Origin of the sequence: Brucella sp. RRSP16 (assembly GCF_052246815.1) — a bacterium.
Classification (GTDB): domain Bacteria; phylum Pseudomonadota; class Alphaproteobacteria; order Rhizobiales; family Rhizobiaceae; genus Brucella; species Brucella intermedia.
Genome location: NZ_JBQQAM010000012.1, coordinates 96538 through 113596, shown reverse-complemented (window position 1 = coordinate 113596; position 17059 = coordinate 96538). Strand labels below are relative to the sequence as shown.

The following is a 17059-nucleotide window of genomic DNA, read 5'->3' as shown; positions in this document are numbered from 1 at the left end:
CACGCAACCGAGGTTGACGGTTTATTCGGCAACCCGATGCTGCGTACTCGCATTCCGCATATCATCCAGCTGCCGCAATGACGAAAACAACGACTCCCGATCACGCAGATGTTCTTCATAGAGTGACAGGAAAATGGAGTTCGTCGTCACGTGCGGTCCGGGTGCGGACCGAGCGCGGCGCAGGCTGCTATTCGCCTTGCGCTTGGCGTCTTCGACTTTCGCTTGCAATTCCTGAAGCATGCCAGAATTGCCAAAAGCATGAAAACCGGCTTCCGGTGCGACTGTATTGGATGTCGAGGGCATCATGGTCCGCATCTCCGATGGCAAGATATAGAGCTGATCGTGGCGTCCGTTTATGATTTAATCGTGGTGTAAACCGTACGAAATTACATTCTTGTCATGGTATGTTTCGGGCGCAGTTTTTAAGATAATTCCATTTTCTTGCTGGAGAATTTTTAGCACCGCAAGCGTCCGGGAAACGAGGCATTCAATGCCAAAACCTCGAGGGAACAAGGAAAAAACTCACGGTCCAGCTGTAACCGAACAGATTTCAGGCCGCATGGCTCGAAGGGGTATTAATCAGCGTCGTGGTTCATGAAAGGGAGCATATCGACTGTGTCGATGGTCGTTGGCTCGACTGGTTCACCATCCGGCTTTGCAAAAATTATCACCCACAAGCAGTAGATTAGAAATACCGCCACACCAATCGCTAGCAGGCTGACAAATATGAGTGGCCAATCGAACATGCCTCATACCTTGGCGCAGTTCGCGCGCTAACTCAACCATGTAAAATTTGCCGCGCACGAACGCGGCTACCTCCAAGGCGCATACTCTCAAAGCGATCCCGGTCAAGCTGGTTCACTTCTTATGGGTTTCGATCCAGGTGATGCCGAAAACGACAGCGCTGACGGCCAGGATCGCTACGATCTCAATCCAGAAAATCAACTGCATGACCATGTCCTCCAGCATGGTTAACAAAAACCTAACGAAAAGGTTCATTCACGCTGAAGTGACTGAGTCTACGCCGTCATTGTGGCGATGGCTCCGCTGATTATCGCAATCGGCACCGTTGTGGATTTTGGGTCAGATTAAACTCTGGCAGCGCGGGATGGGGTATTACGCGACATCCCCATGCGCTCACAGGGTTCGCGAGGCTGCTGCAATCGAACTATCCCGGATATGGGCGGCGTTTCGATATGCGCGCGGAGTGAGCCCTGTTTCCAGCAAGAAATAGCGGTTGAAATTAGACAGATTGTTGAAGCCGGCTTCAAAACAAATGTCGGTTATTGCGAGATCTGTTTCCACCAGCAAGGTGCGCGCCCGCCACACCCGCACGGAACGGCTGTAGGTCGAGAACGTCATACCCGTCAGTCGCTTGAAAGCGCGAGAGAAAGACGCTGTGTCCAGACCGACGGCATTGGCGACATCCTGCATCTGGCGGTCAGGGTTTGATTGTAGAATCTGGATAGCCTGATCGATACGCCGATGCCGTTTGTCGGAGGCTTCGCTGTAGAGCGATACGAAATGTTCACTCGCCAAGGGGCGCTTTTGCTCAGCGCGATCAATCGCATTCAGTATTTCAAGAAAAAGGCCAAGGCCCGCTGCATCCGACTGCTGGTGCAATGCCAGTATCATTTCTCCGATATCAAGCGCTTCCTGACCTGTGATTTCGATTCCCCGGCGCGACAAACCCTTCAGGCGGTGCAGCACTTCGAATTCGGGGCAAACCGACCGAACCTGAATAAGTGCATCGGCATTGAACTGGAGCACGAGGTCACGTCCCGGAATGGATGCCGCACCCGGCGTGATCCAGTTATGGGGCAGGTTCGTCCCGGTAAGGACGAGATGACCTGGCTGAAATGGCCCCACGTAGTCGCCAACATAGGCCAGCCCCTGAGCTTGAGGAATATAATGGATTTCCCACTCAGGATGATAGTTCCAGATGCATATCGGATTGGGATAATCGTCGCGACGAATGAGATAGGATTTCCCACCCGGCAGCGTAATGCGCTCTCGCGTGGCAGCATAGGCGTTGGGGAGAGAGGAAGAATTTTCCGATGATAGAACCATGATATAGCACCGTCCAAGGCGTCATAATATCAAAATAGTATCAATTATTGACAAAAAGCAAACTAGTCCGTTCTCGCCGTTTTTACAAAATTGAATCCACAGGATGCGGGGAAGAGGAGCATCCGGTGGAACATAATTGGGAGGACAACATGCTACGAATGTTTTTGCGTACCGGTTGCGCGGTCATAGCGCTCACTGCCGCATCCGGTGCCATGGCGGCTGCGATTTGCAGCAAGGATGTAAGAGTTCTGGCGCAGCCGCGTGATGGCCTCACCTTGCTGGAAGACTATGTGGACGAGTTTGAAGAACTCTCCGGTGCCGGTTTTGAAATCAGCTATCTGAATGAGAATGACCGCCGCGCGAAGTCACAGGCGGACGCATCGACGGTAGGCAGCTACAATGTCTACTATGTCGATGAAGCCAACCTCGCATTGTTTGCTTCGTCGGGCTGGATCGTTCCGCTCGAAGGCTTTTACCCCAAGGAATACGATTACGACGATTTCGACGCCGGCATGCGTGCGGCTGCCACTTATGACGGCAAACAGTGGTTTGCACCCGTTCAGGGCGGTGGCGACCTGATGGTTTATCGTACCGATCTGCTCGAAAAGGCGGGCATCCAGCCGCCAAAGACCTGGGACGAATACAAGGCGGCTGTCGCCAAGTTGCATGACCCGGAAAATGGCGTCTATGGAACCGCACTACGCGGACAGCGCGGCTCGGGCGCCAATGTCTGGCGGTGGATGCCGCTGTTCAAGGCAAATGGTGGCGAATGGTTCAAGGATGGCAAGCCAGCTTTCAACTCCGACGCGGCAGTGAAGGCAACTGAGGAATATCTCGATCTTTTCAAGTATTCCGCTCCCGGTACCCAGACAGGTTCCTGGGATGAATCCACCGGTGCTTTCCGGGCAGGCAAGGTAGCAATTATCATCGAATCGGCCCCCCTTGGCGGCATGTCGGTCGATAAGGCGCAGAGCCAGGTTGCAGACAAGGTTGCTTTCGCTGTCCCGCCAACGCCTCTTCCCGGCGCCGGCTATGCGCATGGCTTTGCAATTGCGTCCAAGGCCAATGCGACGGACGAGGATAAGGCTTGCGCCGGGCTCTTCGTGGCATGGGCCACCTCGAAGGAGCAGGAAGCCCGCCGTCTGGTAGCAGGCCAGCCCGGTGAATTGACACGCACCAGCACCTATCAAAGCCCGAAATATGCTGAGACGTTCGGACAGAACCTTGCAGATGCGATGGCCGCTACCGGCGCCCGCACGACTGTAACTTTCTGGCAGGACCCGCGCTGGCAGGAATTGGGAAATCAATGGGGCATCATGCTGGAAGAACTTATCACCGGCAGCCGCAAGGATATCAAGTCGACGCTCGATGAGCTTCAGTCATTCGCTGAGAAGCTTTAGACGTCGCGCGTTCGGGGCGGTTTTGTTGCCGTATTGGGTCGAAGCCGCCCCGCCTCCCAAGATGGATTCTACCTGGAAGCCAGGTGTGTCTCACGCCGCCAGGCCGTCTCGGTCACCGCATTCAAACAAGGAATGTTCATGCAACGTGGACGCTCGCTCCCATATTTTTTCCTTGGGCCAACCCTGCTCATCCTCATCGTTCTGGCGCTGGTTCCGACCGTTTTTGCTATTGCGATTTCCCTGCAGAACAGGACCTTGTCACAGCCAGCGGCTGAATATGTCTGGTTCGCGAACTATGCCGCTCTGTTTACCGATCCACGTTTTCTCAACGCGTTGTGGGTTTCGCTGAAATGGGAAGTCCTGACCGTGGCTCTGACCATGCTGACCGGCGTTGGTCTCGGCGTCGCAATGTTTGAAGCCGCCAGCCCGCGTATGCGAAATCTCCTTTGCCTGCTGTTCATTATTCCGGTGTTATTGCCCCGCGTCTGCGCAGCATTTGTATGGAAATTCGCTTTCCATCCGCTTTATGGCGCCCTGACCTGGCCTATCCGTGAACTGACTGGCGCAACACCCGATATACTTTCGACGCCAATTGGCGCTCTCCTTGCGGTTGCTTTCGTGGATGTCTGGCAATGGGGGCTGTTTTTTGCGGTCATCGTCCTGAAATTGCTCGAAGCGTTGCCGGTCCAGCCTTTGGAAGCGGCTCGCATTGATCGCGCCAAAAGGTGGGAGATTCATCGCTTCATCACCCTACCGATGCTCAAGACGCCGCTGATCAGCCTTCTGCTGGTCAAAGCCATCGAAAGCCTGCGTTCGTTCGATCTGGTCTACGTGATGACCCGGGGCGGGCCCGGAATCTCGACAGAAACCCTCGACATGTATGCCTATTCGCAAGGCTTCATTGAGTCCGGAAAAATCTCCTACGCCTCGTCAATGGCCGTCATCATGATGCTACTTACCATCGTCATTTTCACTGTTGCCTGGAAGAGATTGAACCGATGAAAATTTCGACCATCCTTCTGCGCGCGCTTCTCGTCTTTGCGGCAGCGCTGGTCGTGTTGCCGTTGCTCTGGACCCTGCTCAATGCGTTCAAGACCAACGCCGATCTTCTGGTCAGTACGCCGAAAATCATCTTTCAGCCCGTCTGGGACAATATGAGCTATGTGCTCAACCGTCGTTCGGTGGCGCGGGCACTTACGAATTCGCTTATCATCTGTTCGTCCGCTGTCGTCATTGGCGCGCTGATTGGCGTGCCTGCTGCCTATGTGATCGCACGATACAAGAACCGTATAACAGCTGAAGCTCAGTTCTTCGTTTTGTCCCTGCGTTTCCTGCCACCTGTGGCAGTGGCCATTCCGATGCTTGTGATCTGGCTTTCGCTTGATCTCTACGACAGCCGCCTTTCTCTCATAGTAACCTATCTGATCATTACCGCATCGATTACGATCTGGCTTTCGGTTCCTGCGTTCGAACGCGTGAGCCTTCACGTTGAGGAAGCCGCCCGGGTCGATGGACTTGGACGCTATGGAACTTTTTTCCGAATTGCCCTGCCGATTGCCAGATTTCAGATATTCGGAGCCATCGCTTTCTCCTTCGTGCTGGTCTGGAATGAATTCCTTCTAGCAATGATGCTGACGGCATCTCGCGCCAAAACGCTGCCAATCATAGCTTCTGAGATGTCTCAGCTTGGCATGAATGTGCCATGGGGCATTCTGAATGCCGCTGTCGTTCTTCTCTCCCTTCCGCCTTTAATTCTGCTTGGGCTTCTTGCCGGCGGGTTGAATGCCGTCTTCACCAAAAAACAAAATCAGGAATGATCCGATGAAAGCACTTGTTCTGGAACGCATCGGCGAATTGAATCTGCGCGAAATTGAATTGCCTACCGAGATGGGGCCGGATGACGTTCGTATCAAATTGCACACCGTAGGCGTATGCGGGAGCGATGTGCATTATTATACACATGGGCGTATCGGAGATTTCGTGGTCGACCAGCCTATGGTACTTGGTCATGAAGCAGCAGGCACGGTGGTCGAGGTCGGCGGGAACGTAACGCATCTAAAGCCGGGAGATCGGGTATGCATGGAGCCGGGCATTCCAAATCCGCTCTCGCGTGCTTCGAAGCTTGGCCTCTATAACGTCGATCCTGCTGTGCGCTTCTGGGCGACCCCGCCCGTCCACGGAATTCTTTGCCCCGAAACGGTTCATCCTGCAAACTTCACATATAAACTGCCGGACAACGTCTCTTTTGCAGAAGGCGCGATGGTGGAGCCTTTTGCCGTGGGCATGCAGGCGGCAACGCGCGCGCGCATCAATCCAGGCGACACGGCCGTTGTGACCGGCTGTGGGACAATCGGCATCATGGTTGCGCTTGCGGCCCTGGCGGGAGGCTGTTCCCGCGTTCTGATCTCGGATTTCTCGGACGCCAAGCTGCAACTTGCAGAAACTTATGACGGCATTACGGGCATCAATCTTGGCGAAACCAACATCGTGGAAGCGGTCAACGATGCTACCGGAAATTGGGGAGCGGATATCGTCTTTGAATGTTCGGGAGCGGCGGCAGCCGTACGGGACTTGTTCAAGATAGTGCGCCCCGGTGGCACGGTGGTGCTGGTTGGCCTGCCTCCCGAACCCGTTCTGTTCGACATTTCGGCAGCGACGGCTCGGGAATGCCGGATCGAAACAGTCTTTCGCTATGCGAACGTGTTCGATCGCGCTCTTGCCCTGATCGCTGCAGGCAAGGTTGACCTCAAGCCGCTGATCTCAGGGGTATTTCCTTTCGAGCAATCCATTGCCGCTTTCGATCGCGCGGCAGAAGGTCGTGCAACCGACATCAAGCTGCAGATCATCCTGCACGGGGAGAAAAACTGATGTCTACCGTGGAATGCCGGTCCATACTGAAACGATATGGCGCGCAGGAAGTCATCCGTGATTTCAACCTTGAAATCAGTGATCATGAGTTTGTAGTTTTTCTTGGCCCGTCCGGCTGTGGAAAATCCACGATCTTGAGAATGATTGCCGGGCTTGAGGAAATCACAGGGGGCGATCTTCTGATCGGTGGCCAACGGATGAACGATCGCGATCCGGGTGACCGCGGTATTGCCATGGTGTTCCAGAACTACGCGCTCTATCCGCATATGACTGTTCGGGAGAATGTCATCTTCGGGTTGGAGCGGGCGGGCATATCCAAGCAGGCCATTGCCGACCGACTTGCACCGGTCGTCACGGCTCTGGGGCTTGAGACGTATATGGCACGCAAACCGTCCGAATTGTCGGGCGGCCAGCAACAACGCGTTGCAATTGCGCGAGCAATGATAAAGACGCCCGAAGTGTTCCTTTTCGATGAACCGTTATCCAACCTGGACGCAAAATTGCGCGGAAGCCTGCGGGTGGAGATCGCCAATCTTCATCATGAATTGAAGACTACCAGCATCTATGTCACTCACGACCAACTCGAGGCGATGACATTGGCTGACCGGATCGTGCTGATGAAGGATGGGCGCATAGAGCAGATGGGAACGCCTGAGGAAATCTATCAGGCGCCCGCGACGCTTTTTGCCGCCGGTTTTATTGGCACGCCCAACATGAATTTCTTCGAACTTGACGCCAACGGGGAGAGAATTGGGGGTGAAACCATATGCTTGCCCCGTCCGTCGGGCTTGAAGCCCGGTCCGGTAACAGTTGGTATACGGCCGGGAGCATTCATGCTTAATGAGGCAGGAGGGCACATCCGCGGCGAGATAGAACGCAATGAATTTCACGGCGAGAGCCGTCTGGTTACAGTTCGGGCCGGCAAACATCTCTTCAACATCGCCGTACCCGCTTCGATGCGTCTGCGGGAAGGGCACAATATTGGGCTCGACGTTACCCCCGACAGCCTGCATTTCTTCGACCCGCAGACAGGCTTGCGTAACGCACTGTCCACCGGCTAGCAGGGCGGAACCCGTGCGATCCCTGGAATATTCAGGCAAGAGCGGCTCATGGAGCCGCTTTTAGGTCGCTCTTGCACACCGCCTTTTCGCACGGCTAGCGCACTTCAAGGACTTCGCCGGTGCGACGATCTATGACAACACGCATCTCGTCGTCGCGACGGTCCAGTCCTCGGACAACATAAACGTTTCTGCGCCTTGAGATGCTTTCAACTTCATCCATCCCTTCGCTGCGCGCGATCCGGGCGGCCCTGCGTTCGCTGATTTCCTCGCGACCGTAACGTCGATCTCCATCCGGATTGACCTGGATACCGTTGGGGCCGATTTCAATACTCTGCGCATGTGCGGGAACAGTTGGAATGAAAGCCGAAAGTACCAAAGCTGCGATTGCCGGGAACTTGTACATGGCAGTTATCCTTGCTCGTTTCACGCCCGCCGTCGACATCAACCGATAAGTGCGTCACCAGTTCCCATGGTGGCGGTCAACTCCTCCTAACACTGCGAAGATATTGTGATGAGAAGTGCAATCGGTTTTGCTGTGTCAGGTCTGTCATGGGGTCAAAACCGTGAACGCTTCCCTCTATCTTGCCGTCTTGACAGTACTGCATACACAGCACTACGCTGCAGTAACACGGCAGATTTTTACTGAAGTGAGGGGAGGAATTCATGACTAAAAGTTCAATTATTACAGGACTGGGTCGGGTTTCAATTTCACGGCGCCAGTTTATAACATCGAGCGCACTGGGCGCCGGTGCTCTGCTTCTACCGTCCTTGCCGTCTTTTGCAGCGGACAAGCCCAAAGTGGGTCTGGTCATGAAGTCGCTCGCCAATGAGTTCTTCAAGCAGATGCAGGCAGGTGCCGAGGACTATGCCGCCAAAAACACCGACAAGTTCTCTTTCGCCGCTGTCGGAATGAAGGATGAACGGGATTTCGCCGCACAGGTCGATGCAGTCGAGAATTTCGTCACGCAGCAGTTCAATGTGATCGTGCTGGCTCCGGCAGATTCCAAGGCCATGGTAACGCCGGTCAAAAAGGCTCTGGAAGCTGGCATCAAGGTTATCAACATCGACGTGGCGCTGGATGAAGAGGCGAAAAAGCAGGCCGGTGTCGATCTTGCCTTTTTCGGTCCCGACAACCGCGAGGGTGCAAAGCTCGCAGGCTTGGCGCTTGCCAAGGAACTGGGCAAGGGCGGCAAGGTGGTTATCCTCGAAGGCAATCCCGAGGCCGACAACGCCAAGGAGCGCAAGAAGGGGTTTGACGATGCTGTGGCCGAGGGCGGTCTGACGCTGCTCGATTCCAAGACCGCGCATTGGGAAACGGAAGAAGCCAACACGCTGATGACCAATTTCCTGACGCAATATCAGGACATTCAAGGCGTGATGGCAGCCAACGACTCCATGGCGCTCGGCGTGGTGAAGGCGCTGGATGCCGCTGGAAAATCGGGGCAGATCAAGGTGGTGGGCTTCGACAATATTCCCGCCGTCCAGCCGTTGATCAAGGATGGCAAGATGCTTGCCACTGTCGATCAGTTCGGGGCGCAGATGGCAGCGATGGGCATTGATTACGGCCTCAAGGAACTGGCGGGCGAGAAATTTTCCGGCTGGGTCAAGACGGATATCAAACTCATCACCGCCAAGGATCTCTGAGACATGCCAATCATAGAGCGGCGCTCCAAGCGCCGCTCCGCTTCACCCGGCAGGCAGGAAAAGACATGAAGTCAGCCGACGCCATTTTAAGATTGGAAAATGTCGGCAAGACCTTTCCGGGTGTGGTTGCGTTGAACGGTATCACGCTGGAACTGCAGCGCGGCGAGACACACATCATCCTGGGCGAAAACGGCGCCGGAAAGTCCACCCTCATCAAGCTTCTCGCCGGCATATATCAGCCTGATTCCGGCCAGATTTTTCTGAACGGCCAGCCCTACAACCCAAAGACCCCGCACGACGCGCAGGTTCAGGGTATTCGCATCGTTCATCAGGAACTCAACCTGCTGTCGCATCTTTCCATCGCCGAGAACCTGATGCTGGAAAGCCTTCCGAGGCGCTTCGGGATCATGGATCGGGCAAGGCTGAACAGCCGCGCCGAAGAGCTTCTCGCCGAGGTAGGTCTGGCGGTCGATCCGCGGATGCCGGTCTCGGAGCTGGGCGTTGCGCAAATGCAGTTGGTCGAGATCGCCAAGGCGCTTGGTTATGACAGCAAACTACTGGTTCTGGACGAGCCGACGGCGACATTGACGCCGCCGGAAATCGAGCGGCTGTTTGCGATCATCAAGCGCCTGAAGGCGAAAGGCGTTACCATCATCTACATCTCACACCGTCTGCACGAGGTCTTCGAGATCGGTGACCGCGTAACGGTGTTGCGCAACGGGCGGCTGGTGGAGACACGCGACCTGCAGGGGTTGAGCGTGCCGCATCTGGTCCGCATGATGATCGGCCGCGACATCGCGGATGAATACGGCTTCAACGCTGAAATCAAGCCGGGTCCCGTCGCCTTGGCGGTGAGGAATGTCAGGCGCAACAACGGCGCCCCGCCGGTTTCGTTTTCGGTGCGCCATGGAGAAATTCTCGGCGTCGCCGGTTTGGTCGGATCAGGCCGCACCGAGGTGATGCGCGCAATCTTCGGCGCCGATCCAAGATCGGCAGGGGAAATAGATATAGATGGCAGGCCGGTAGACATCCGTGATCCGCGCGATGCGGTGCGCAACGGCCTTGGCTTCCTGACCGAAGATCGCAAGAGCCAGGGGCTTCTGCTGGATATGCCTGTCTATATCAACGCCACGATCACCGACCTTAAAAAAATTTCGCATGGCGGTCTGCTGGACCGTAGCGTGGAGAAAGGTGCCGTGGCTGAGCTGGTCGAGCGGTTGCGCGTCAAGACGGCATCCATCGACACGCCGGTGCGTAATCTCTCCGGCGGCAATCAGCAAAAAGTGGTTCTGGCAAAATGGCTGTTTCGCGGGTCGTCCACGCTGATCCTCGATGAACCGACACGCGGGGTTGATGTCGGCGCAAGGCGCGAGATTTATCAACTCCTGTGGATGCTGGCCGCCAACCAGAAGGCAATCATCATGATTTCCTCGGACCTTCCCGAGCTGATCGGCATGTGTCACCGCATCATCGTCTTCTCCAACGGCAAACTGGTGGGGGAACTGGACCGGTCGCAGTTCGACCAGGAACGTATTCTTTCGCTCGCTTATCAGGAGCATGTGCACGCATGACGGAACCCACTTCTCCATCTGCCCAACAATCCGACGCTGTCGATCGCCAGAAACTGAAGCGCTTCCTGTTGCGTGATGCGGGTGTGTTTCTGGCGTTGATCCTGATAACGCTGGTATTTTCCTTCACCGCGCCCTATTTCGCAACGCCGGGCAACGCGCTCAAGATTTTCGTTCAGATCGCCATCAACACGGTTCTTGCGGCAGGCATGACCTTCGTTATTCTGACCGGCGGCATAGACCTTTCCGTTGGCTCGGTGCTTGCCTTATGCACGGTCGTGGGCGCACTTATCATGACCTCCGGTCTGGAGCCTGCCTTGTCGATCCCGCTGGCCGTTCTGGCCTGTATTGCCGTCGGCGGGCTTTGCGGGTTCATCAACGGCAAGGTGTCGACCTACTGGAAAATCCCGTCGTTTATTGTCACGCTGGGCATGCTCAATATCGCCGCCGGTGCGGCACGTGTGGTGTCCAACAACTCCACCATTACCGGGCTTCCGCAAGGGTTTGTCGATTTCGGCAATCTGATAGTCGGTGGCTTCCTGCCTTCGATCTTCCTGATCGCGGTGGCAGTGATCGCTGTCGGCTGGTTCGTTCTCCGCTTTACAGTTTTCGGTCGCATGATCTATGCGGTCGGCGCCAATGATGAGGCGGTGCGCCTTTCGGGACATAATCCCGATGCATACAAGATCGCTGCGTTTGTCATTTCCGGCGTCACCGCCGGTATTGCTGCGATTGTCTATCTGCTGCGGCTGAACATTGGCAGCCCGATTGCTGGCGTCGGCTATGAACTCAACGCGATAGCAGCCGTCATCATCGGTGGGACGAGCCTGTTCGGCGGCAAGGGATCAATCGTGGGCACGCTGGCTGGCGCCTGCATCCTGCAGGTTTTGGCTACCGGCCTGCAATTGCTCGGCATCGGTGACAATTACAAACCGATCATTATCGGTACGGTGATCATCCTCGCGGTTATTGTCGATACCTATCGCGAAAGGTTGTTGCGGCGTATTCGCTGACCGCACCATGAAAGGCTTCAACCGGCGCTTTGCATTTGGCATCGCGCCGGGTTTTGGATTACGCCTATTTCTTTGTGGCGGTTGTCAGCGGGACAACGATCTTTTTCCAGAACTTGTCTTCATCGATGTAGTTCTGAATGGCGGCCTTCTGAGTGCCTACCGGTCCCCGTCTTGCCTCACCATTGCCTCCAATATCGTTGTTGGTGAACGCAAGGCTTCGGCCATAGTCCAGGCCCATCTCCGTGTTCACGTCCACATAAACACCGGTGGCAGACGCAGATGTTCCATCCTTGGGACGAGGCGCATTGTTCCATGCGAGCACAATTGACGGGTCGATGACATAAGCGGCTGCAAACAGGTCCCATACATTGTCGGGTCCGAAAGTGGTTCCGCCTTTCGCCTTGATACGTTCCTCCCGGGCAAGCCAGAGTTTCTGAATGCCCGGAACGCTGCCGTCGACCATTTTTCGATAGAGGTCTTCCGGCATTCCGCCCGTATGTTCATTGGCCTCCAGACCCGAAATCACCTGATTTCCATACGCCTTGAAAGTTTCGGAATTTGGATCGCCCCATTTTGACCGGACGCTGATCTTGGCGGCTTCAGGGTCGGCCCACCAGTTGAACTCCGCCGATGCTGACGAATTTCCGGGTACATAGAAAGCACCGCCCATATAGACGATTTCGGCGACCTTCGACGGAAAGCTTGGGTCCTTGAGAATGGCGCGTGCGATATTGGTGAGTGGGCCGATGGCTACCAGTTTGACCTGACCGGGATATTTATTGACTGTATCGACCAGAAAATCGACGGCGTCCCTGTTGCCATCCGGGTCGGGATTATCCAGGCCATAAACCCGTTTATAGGATGGCGCCTCGCCATATTTGTGTTTGTAAACGTCGGACCATTTTGCTGTGGGGTCGGCATCAATCTCGTTGCCCGCATCCGGTCGCAGATAGCCGCCCCAGCCGGTGATGGGGCTGATCTGCAATTCAGCCGCGAGCACTTCCGGCGTGGCTTTGTTCCCTCGCCAGTTGCGAATGCCGTATCGGCTGCCTTCATAGATAGGCACGTCGGAGCCAAGCGCCTCCAACTGTCGGACACCTGCGGCCACACCGGCCGGCATGGGGGTGTTTCCGGACACGACCGTCACGCCGAGCAGGTCGATGTTGGGAGCCCGCTCAAGCAGAAGCATGGCGGTGCCATCGTCGAAGAGTTCGACCATGTCCGCGTCCAGAATAACTTTGGTGCGGGATTCCTGCGAGAATGCGACGCCGGATACTGCCAGCGAGCAAGTCAAAGTCCAGGCAAAGATAGACGGCCTGATATCCATTCTGTCCTCCCTTTATGGTAAGCGGCGTGGGTAAAACGCTGCATCAGGATAGGATATCATGCAGTTTTTCTTGTCAATGTAAGTATATTTAAAATTATATATCGCAAAGGACTGCAATTAAGTGGTTTGTGAAATAAGGGTCTAATCTTGAGACCCATTACCGCGAAACAATCCGGCGTGGGTTGCCGGTCGGCGTAACAGGCCGACCGACGAAGTTTTTATGCCAGCCTTACTTCTGCCAGCTCTTGACCAGTTCATCGTAATTGACGGTGATTGGCTTTTCCTTCTCGTTTTCGATCTTCAGCTGCGGAGCGAGATTGCCCTTGGAAACGGCATCCTTGTTCCAGAATTCGATGTCATGTTCCTCGGCGAGCTTCGGTCCGATGTCACCCTGAACCCCGGCGCGCTCCAGACGTGAGAGGACTTTTTCCTGTTCGGCGCAAAGGGAATCCATCGCTTCCTGTGCCGTCTTTGCGCCGGAAGACGCATCGCCGATGGCCTGCCACCATAGCTGAGCCAGCTTCGGATAGTCGGGTACGTTAGTGCCGGTCGGCGACCATTGTACGCGGGCCGGAGAACGATAGAACTCGACCAGACCGCCAAGTTTCGGTCCGCGATCGGTGAAGCTTTGATGATGGATCGTGGAATCGCGGATGAAGGTCAGTCCCACATGGCTCTTTTTCACATCGACCGTCTTCGACGTGACAAACTGCGCATAGAGCCACGCGGCCTTGGCGCGGTCATCTGGCGTGGACTTCATCAGCGTCCATGAGCCGACGTCCTGATAGCCAAGCTTCATGCCGTCTTTCCAGTAAACACCGTGCGGGGAGGGGGCAACGCGCCACTTCGGCGTTCCGTCCTCATTCACGACGGGGAGACCCGGTTTGGCCATGTCCGCAGTGAATGCCGTGTACCAGAAAATCTGCTGGGCGATGTTGCCCTGCGAAGGAACGGGACCGGATTCGGAGAACGTCATGCCTTGCGCTTCCGCTGGAGCATAGGCCTTGATCCAGTCCAGATATTTCTGGATCGCATAGACTGAAGCGGGTCCGTTGGTGTCGCCGCCGCGTGCGACGCACGAACCGACCGGACGCGACTGGTCATCGACCTTGATGCCCCACTCATCGACCGGCAGGCCGTTCGGCAAGCCCCGGTCACCGTTACCGGCCATGGAAAGCCACGCATCGGTAAAGCGCCAGCCGAGTGACGGGTCCTTCTTGCCATAGTCCATATGGCCGTATACCTTCTTGCCATCGATTTCGCGACCGGTGAAGAACGCGGCAATATCCTCATATGCCGACCAGTTGACGGGAACGCCGAGGTCATAACCGTACTTCGCCTTGAAGTCGGCCTTGTTCTTTTCATCGTTGAACCAGTCGTAACGGAACCAGTAGAGGTTCGCGAATTGCTGGTCGGGAAGCTGATAGAGCTTCTTGTCCGGAGCGGTGGTGAACTTGCTGCCGATGAAATCATCCAGATCAAGGCCCGGATTGGTAACGTCCTTGCCCTCATTGGCCATGAAATCGGTCAGGTTGCGGACCTGCTGGTACCGCCAGTGCGTGCCGATCAGGTCGGAGTCGTTGACCCAGCCGTCATAGAGATTCTGGCCGGTCTGCATCTGCGTCTGGATTTTCTCGACGACATCCCCTTCCTGGATAATGTCGTGCGTGACCTTGATACCGGTAATGGCGGTAAAAGCGGGGGCCAGCACCTTGGATTCATAGTCGTGGGTGGTCAGGGATTCGGAAACGACCTTGATGTCCATGCCCTGGAAGGGCTTGGCTGCATCGATGAACCATTGCATTTCCTTTTCCTGGTCGGCGCGCGAAAGGGATGAAAGGTCACCGATTTCCTTGTCGAGGAACTGCTTTGCCTCATCCATTCCTGCTGAAGCTGCGCCTGTCATTGCCAGCACGATGAGTGCCGTAGTCGTCATTAGATGCCGTCGCATGTTGATCCTCCCAAAGCTTGCGAGTGCATATCGACTTTCGGGCGCGGTATGTCCCCCGGGCCCACTACTGCATGAAGCGGACCTATTCCGCTTCGGACACCTTAAACAAAGCGAAATACGCCAATGGCGTAGGCCACCGAGAGGGCGACAGCCCACCACAGGCTCGGACCAACCAGTCCAAGCCATGCCAGATTGATGAATGCGCTGCCGAGCAACGAAATGAACAGACGGTCGCCGCGCGTAGTCTCGAACCCCAGGATGCCGTTGCGTGGTGCGCCTCCGGGGGAAGCATATTCCCAGACACCCATTCCAACGAGCAGGGCGGCGATACCGCAGAAAAAAGCGGCGGTCTGCCAGGTCCAGGCCATCCATGAGAAGTCGGGCAGATGAAACATGTCAGACCCTCCCCAGGGCGAAGCCCTTGGCGATGTAATTGCGGACAAACCAGATCACCAGTGCGCCGGGTATCAGCGTCAGAACGCCAGCGGCAGCAAGCAATCCCCAGTCCATTCCGGCAGCCGAAACAGTGCGTGTCATTGTGGCCGCGATGGGTTTCGCGTCCGTGGTCGTGAGGGTTCGTGCAATCAGCAGCTCGACCCATGAGAACATGAAACAGAAGAAGGCTGCCACACCGATGCCTGATGCGATCAGCGGCATAAAAATCTTCACGAAGAACTTTGGAAACGAATAGCCGTCGATATACGCTGTCTCGTCGATTTCTTTCGGTACGCCGGACATGAAGCCCTCGAGAATCCACACGGCCAGCGGCACGTTGAACAGGCAATGCGCCAGTGCGACCGCAATATGCGTATCGATGAGCCCGAATGCCGAATAGAGCTGGAAGAACGGCAGGGCGAACACTGCCGGAGGCGCCATGCGGTTGGTCAGAAGCCAGAAGAAAAGATGTTTGTCTCCCAGAAAATGGTAACGCGAGAAGGCATAGGCCGCCGGTAATGCCACCGAGACTGAAATCACCATGTTCATGACAACATAGATGATCGAGTTGATATAACCCGAGTACCAGGCGGAGTCGGTGAAGATGGCGCGATAGTTTTGCAGCGTCGGCTCATACGGAAACAGCGTCAGCGACGTCAGGATTTCCTGATTGGTCTTGAAGCTCATATTGATGAGCCAATAGATCGGGATCAGAAGCAATATGATGTAGATTGTCGGTATAAGCCAGCCGAACCGCGACGTCTCGCGTCTGCTCGCGCGTTGTCTGACGGCGCTGGCATCCGGTGCAATCGCATCCACGCGACCCATAGAGGCTCCATGTACGGCGTTCATCTTATGCCTCCTGATCGTGGCTGGTCATGACGGTGTAGAACACCCATGACAGCAGCAGGATGATAAGGAAGTAGATCAACGACATGGCCGCCGCCGGTCCAAGATCGAACTGCCCCAGCGCCATCTTGACCAGATCGATCGACAGAAATGTCGTCGAATTGCCTGGTCCGCCGCCCGTCACCACGAACGGTTCGGTATAGATCATGAAGCTGTCCATGAAACGGAGCAGTACAGCAATCAGGAGAACGCGCTTCATCTTGGGCAGCTGGATGTAACGAAACACCGAGAACCGCGAGGCTCCGTCAATCCTTGCGGCCTGATAGTAGGCATCGGGAATGGATACGAGGCTTGCATAGCACAACAGCACCACGAGGCTGGTCCAGTGCCATACGTCCATGAGGATGATTGTTACCCAGGCATCGAACGGATCGTTGACGTAATTGTAATCCAGCCCCAGCCAGTTGGCGTAATAGCCGAGCAGGCCGATGTCACTGCGCCCGAAAACCTGCCAGATCGTGCCGACCACGTTCCATGGTATCAGCAGGGGCAGTGCCATGGTGACGAGGCACACCGGAACCCAGAAACCTTTTTTGGGCATGTTGAGCGCAATCAGGATGCCGAGAGGTATCTGGATAGCCAGAACGATGAACGAAAAAATGAGATTACGCCCGAGCGCATCCCAGAAGCGGCTGGAGTGAAGAATCTGTTCGAACCAGTCTGTTCCGGCCCAGAAGAACTGATTATTGCCAAATGTATCCTGCACCGAATAGTTCACTACCGTCATCAGCGGAATGACTGCGGAAAAGGCGACCAGCACCAGCACCGGCAGGACCATGAACCAGGCTTTGTTGTTCCAGCTTTTCTCCATGG

General features: G+C 55.6%; 16 protein-coding genes. 8 read left to right on the top strand and 8 right to left on the bottom strand.

Going from position 1 to position 17059, the window contains the following annotated elements:
* Positions 1 to 21: 21 nt before the first annotated feature.
* Entirely contained in the window at positions 22 to 306 is a 285-nt protein-coding gene (locus ACS5UA_RS18520; RefSeq protein WP_443101607.1) for a hypothetical protein, read from the bottom strand.
* Between the two features lie 831 nt (positions 307 to 1137).
* Positions 1138 to 2070 carry an AraC family transcriptional regulator gene (locus ACS5UA_RS18515; RefSeq protein ID WP_443101606.1) on the bottom strand — a complete coding sequence of 311 codons (933 nt, stop codon included), beginning with the start codon at positions 2068 to 2070 and terminating at the stop codon, positions 1138 to 1140.
* A gap of 149 nt (positions 2071 to 2219) precedes the next feature.
* Between ACS5UA_RS18515 and ACS5UA_RS18510 the strand changes: the two genes are divergently transcribed.
* The 5 genes from ACS5UA_RS18510 to ACS5UA_RS18490 all read left to right on the top strand — a co-directional run bounded on the left by ACS5UA_RS18510 (position 2220) and on the right by ACS5UA_RS18490 (position 7399).
* Complete coding sequence (locus ACS5UA_RS18510; protein ID WP_443101605.1) at positions 2220 to 3470, top strand: ABC transporter substrate-binding protein; 1251 nt, start codon at positions 2220 to 2222, stop codon at positions 3468 to 3470.
* Between the two features lie 138 nt (positions 3471 to 3608).
* Positions 3609 to 4472, top strand: coding sequence for a carbohydrate ABC transporter permease (locus ACS5UA_RS18505; RefSeq protein WP_151659312.1), 864 nt, complete (start codon positions 3609 to 3611; stop codon positions 4470 to 4472).
* On the top strand, positions 4469 to 5287 hold the full coding sequence (locus tag ACS5UA_RS18500; RefSeq protein WP_443101604.1) for a carbohydrate ABC transporter permease: 819 nt from the start codon (positions 4469 to 4471) through the stop codon (positions 5285 to 5287). Before ACS5UA_RS18505 ends, ACS5UA_RS18500 begins: the two co-directional genes overlap by 4 nt.
* A 4-nt stretch (positions 5288 to 5291) precedes the next feature.
* Positions 5292 to 6338, top strand: a complete 1047-nt coding sequence (locus ACS5UA_RS18495; protein WP_113475493.1) for an NAD(P)-dependent alcohol dehydrogenase — start codon at positions 5292 to 5294, stop codon at positions 6336 to 6338.
* A complete protein-coding gene (locus ACS5UA_RS18490) occupies positions 6338 to 7399 on the top strand; it encodes an ABC transporter ATP-binding protein (protein WP_112672147.1) in 1062 nt (353 codons plus the stop codon). The genes ACS5UA_RS18495 and ACS5UA_RS18490 overlap by 1 nt, the downstream gene beginning before the upstream one ends.
* Before the next feature lie 94 nt (positions 7400 to 7493).
* Here the strand turns inward: ACS5UA_RS18490 and ACS5UA_RS18485 are convergent, their stop codons facing one another.
* A complete protein-coding gene (locus ACS5UA_RS18485) occupies positions 7494 to 7802 on the bottom strand; it encodes a PepSY domain-containing protein (RefSeq protein WP_006471848.1) in 309 nt (102 codons plus the stop codon).
* Between the two features lie 260 nt (positions 7803 to 8062).
* On the opposite strand from ACS5UA_RS18485, the gene ACS5UA_RS18480 reads away from it, so the two are divergent.
* The 3 genes from ACS5UA_RS18480 to ACS5UA_RS18470 all read left to right on the top strand — a co-directional run bounded on the left by ACS5UA_RS18480 (position 8063) and on the right by ACS5UA_RS18470 (position 11624).
* Positions 8063 to 9043 (top strand): sugar ABC transporter substrate-binding protein, encoded by a 981-nt coding sequence (locus ACS5UA_RS18480; RefSeq protein WP_112672151.1) that lies wholly within the window; start codon positions 8063 to 8065, stop codon positions 9041 to 9043.
* Between the two features lie 65 nt (positions 9044 to 9108).
* Positions 9109 to 10614, top strand: a complete 1506-nt coding sequence (locus ACS5UA_RS18475) for a sugar ABC transporter ATP-binding protein (protein ID WP_443101603.1) — start codon at positions 9109 to 9111, stop codon at positions 10612 to 10614.
* Positions 10611 to 11624, top strand: a complete 1014-nt coding sequence (locus ACS5UA_RS18470) for an ABC transporter permease (RefSeq protein ID WP_025091112.1) — start codon at positions 10611 to 10613, stop codon at positions 11622 to 11624. Before ACS5UA_RS18475 ends, ACS5UA_RS18470 begins: the two co-directional genes overlap by 4 nt.
* Positions 11625 to 11688: 64 nt before the next feature.
* Here the strand turns inward: ACS5UA_RS18470 and ACS5UA_RS18465 are convergent, their stop codons facing one another.
* The 5 genes from ACS5UA_RS18465 to ACS5UA_RS18445 all read right to left on the bottom strand — a co-directional run bounded on the left by ACS5UA_RS18465 (position 11689) and on the right by ACS5UA_RS18445 (position 17057).
* Positions 11689 to 12951, bottom strand: a complete 1263-nt coding sequence (locus ACS5UA_RS18465; protein ID WP_443101602.1) for a nucleoside hydrolase — start codon at positions 12949 to 12951, stop codon at positions 11689 to 11691.
* A 229-nt stretch (positions 12952 to 13180) separates the two neighbouring features.
* On the bottom strand, positions 13181 to 14902 hold the full coding sequence (locus ACS5UA_RS18460; protein WP_006470074.1) for an ABC transporter substrate-binding protein: 1722 nt from the start codon (positions 14900 to 14902) through the stop codon (positions 13181 to 13183).
* Between the two features lie 101 nt (positions 14903 to 15003).
* On the bottom strand, positions 15004 to 15297 hold the full coding sequence (locus ACS5UA_RS18455; RefSeq protein ID WP_443101601.1) for a DUF2160 domain-containing protein: 294 nt from the start codon (positions 15295 to 15297) through the stop codon (positions 15004 to 15006).
* A 1-nt stretch (position 15298) separates the two neighbouring features.
* On the bottom strand, positions 15299 to 16165 hold the full coding sequence (locus ACS5UA_RS18450) for a carbohydrate ABC transporter permease (protein ID WP_443101624.1): 867 nt from the start codon (positions 16163 to 16165) through the stop codon (positions 15299 to 15301).
* 25 nt (positions 16166 to 16190) lie between these two features.
* Entirely contained in the window at positions 16191 to 17057 is an 867-nt protein-coding gene (locus ACS5UA_RS18445; protein ID WP_006470077.1) for a carbohydrate ABC transporter permease, read from the bottom strand.
* Positions 17058 to 17059 lie beyond the last annotated feature (2 nt).

Bases quoted from the DNA above. Each gene is read 5' to 3' on its own strand.
- ACS5UA_RS18450 (WP_443101624.1), bottom strand. From the start codon at position 16,165: ATGGGTCGCGTGGATGCGATTGCACCGGATGCCAGCGCCGTCAGACAA.
- ACS5UA_RS18455 (WP_443101601.1), bottom strand. From the start codon at position 15,297: ATGTTTCATCTGCCCGACTTCTCATGGATGGCCTGGACCTGGCAGACC.
- ACS5UA_RS18470 (WP_025091112.1), top strand. From the start codon at position 10,611: ATGACGGAACCCACTTCTCCATCTGCCCAACAATCCGACGCTGTCGAT.
- ACS5UA_RS18475 (WP_443101603.1), top strand. From the start codon at position 9,109: ATGAAGTCAGCCGACGCCATTTTAAGATTGGAAAATGTCGGCAAGACC.
- ACS5UA_RS18500 (WP_443101604.1), top strand. From the start codon at position 4,469: ATGAAAATTTCGACCATCCTTCTGCGCGCGCTTCTCGTCTTTGCGGCA.
- ACS5UA_RS18460 (WP_006470074.1), bottom strand. From the start codon at position 14,902: ATGCGACGGCATCTAATGACGACTACGGCACTCATCGTGCTGGCAATG.
- ACS5UA_RS18515 (WP_443101606.1), bottom strand. From the start codon at position 2,070: ATGGTTCTATCATCGGAAAATTCTTCCTCTCTCCCCAACGCCTATGCT.
- ACS5UA_RS18495 (WP_113475493.1), top strand. From the start codon at position 5,292: ATGAAAGCACTTGTTCTGGAACGCATCGGCGAATTGAATCTGCGCGAA.
- ACS5UA_RS18490 (WP_112672147.1), top strand. From the start codon at position 6,338: ATGTCTACCGTGGAATGCCGGTCCATACTGAAACGATATGGCGCGCAG.
- ACS5UA_RS18485 (WP_006471848.1), bottom strand. From the start codon at position 7,802: ATGTACAAGTTCCCGGCAATCGCAGCTTTGGTACTTTCGGCTTTCATT.
- ACS5UA_RS18480 (WP_112672151.1), top strand. From the start codon at position 8,063: ATGACTAAAAGTTCAATTATTACAGGACTGGGTCGGGTTTCAATTTCA.
- ACS5UA_RS18510 (WP_443101605.1), top strand. From the start codon at position 2,220: ATGCTACGAATGTTTTTGCGTACCGGTTGCGCGGTCATAGCGCTCACT.
- ACS5UA_RS18505 (WP_151659312.1), top strand. From the start codon at position 3,609: ATGCAACGTGGACGCTCGCTCCCATATTTTTTCCTTGGGCCAACCCTG.
- ACS5UA_RS18520 (WP_443101607.1), bottom strand. From the start codon at position 306: ATGATGCCCTCGACATCCAATACAGTCGCACCGGAAGCCGGTTTTCAT.
- ACS5UA_RS18445 (WP_006470077.1), bottom strand. From the start codon at position 17,057: ATGGAGAAAAGCTGGAACAACAAAGCCTGGTTCATGGTCCTGCCGGTG.
- ACS5UA_RS18465 (WP_443101602.1), bottom strand. From the start codon at position 12,951: ATGGATATCAGGCCGTCTATCTTTGCCTGGACTTTGACTTGCTCGCTG.